The sequence below is a fragment of the Pseudomonas sp. P5_B2 genome (assembly GCF_056400445.1).
This window is the reverse complement of the sequence record NZ_JBFULH010000955.1, coordinates 1-1251: the sequence shown is the minus strand read 5'-3', so window position 1 is coordinate 1251 and position 1251 is coordinate 1. Positions and strand designations below refer to the sequence as shown.

Below are 1251 nucleotides of genomic sequence, written 5' to 3'. Positions count from 1 at the left end.
GAGTACAGCACTGGGCTGAACTGAACGGCGGCAGCGCGAATAGTTGGCATGTTTCAGTTTCCTGTCGCTTGATACGAAGAAGGGTCTTGCTCGGGTGAGCGAGGGCGTCTGCAGCCTTGGTGAGGCCGGCGAGTCACCGAATGGCAACTCGGCGGCCTTGCCGGTCAGGATTTCTGCAGAGCCGGTGGTCGGTGAATTACGCAGTCCAGGTGTCGATGATCATGGCGCCTTCGCGACGCATCAGAAGCCGCAGATCCATGACATCCAGAGGGTTGATCGGGCGAATACCTTCGATGAGGGCTTTCTCGGTCTGGCCGAAGAGCGCCTGCAGGGCAAAGCGGCAGGCATAGACTTCACCGCCTTCGGACATGAACGCCTTCAGTTGGTTGTTGACGGCCAGATGGCCGGGGAACGCTTCGGCACCCAGGGTCGGAAAACCGCGCTGTACACCCAACTGAACGCCAGGGCCGTAAAGCAGGATTTTGGTTTCGAAACCTTTGCGCAGCAGGCGCTTGGCTTGCAGCATGTTGACCAGGCCAATGGAGCCTTCGAAGGCGATGGTGTGGAACGTGATCAGGACTTTTTCGCCCGGTTCGGCCTTCACGTCTTCGAAGACTTTCTCTTCGTAATCGACCAAAAAGTCGCCGTCTTGGTAGTGAGCAATGTCCACGGTGGGCATATCGTTTTCTCCAGTAAGTCACGTTTTGTCAGCGGCCTGAGGCTGCTGGGGGACATGGGTACTAGAGCGAACTCCGTGCCAGAAATTAATTAGTTCTTTGGTTAACGGTTAACTGCCTGAATCCAATGGAGTATTGAATCTGCACCGCTTTTTGAAAGGCTTTCTGACGCTATCGCTGCACTACGTATTCCCGTAAAAATACGAATATTCGTAGCCTATAAACACGAGATTTCGTAATGAGCGAGCCAGATTCTCTCAGCGGCTGGGCCGACTTGGCCTATTCGTCTCGACACATGGTGTTTGAGCATTGCGCTGAAGCAATAGCCTTGCTTGACCCGGTGGCCGATCGGTTTGGTGACCTGAACATCGCCGCCTRCAAGCTGTTGGGTTACCCCCGACAGGAGTTGTTGAAGCTGCCGGTGAGCAAATTGTTCGGGCACCAATTGGCCGACCTCATCGTGTTCACCCAAGCGGTGATGGATAAAGGGCGCGGCTGGAGTGAAGACCTGAGTTGCAACTGCAAGACTGGCGAACGTATCGAACTCGAGTTGTCAGCCACCATCCTCCAGGTG

2 protein-coding genes are annotated in these 1251 nt (G+C 55.1%); one reads left to right on the top strand and one right to left on the bottom strand.

Features of this window, described 5'->3' with window-relative positions:
* Positions 1 to 196: 196 nt before the first annotated feature.
* Entirely contained in the window at positions 197 to 679 is a 483-nt protein-coding gene (locus AC1DRJ_RS28275; RefSeq protein WP_477805044.1) for an MSMEG_0572/Sll0783 family nitrogen starvation response protein, read from the bottom strand.
* Positions 680 to 915: 236 nt separating this feature from the next.
* Between AC1DRJ_RS28275 and AC1DRJ_RS28270 the strand changes: the two genes are divergently transcribed.
* Positions 916 to 1251, top strand: a 336-nt coding sequence (locus AC1DRJ_RS28270; protein ID WP_477805043.1) for a PAS domain-containing protein, incomplete at its 3' end; no start/stop codon positions are given.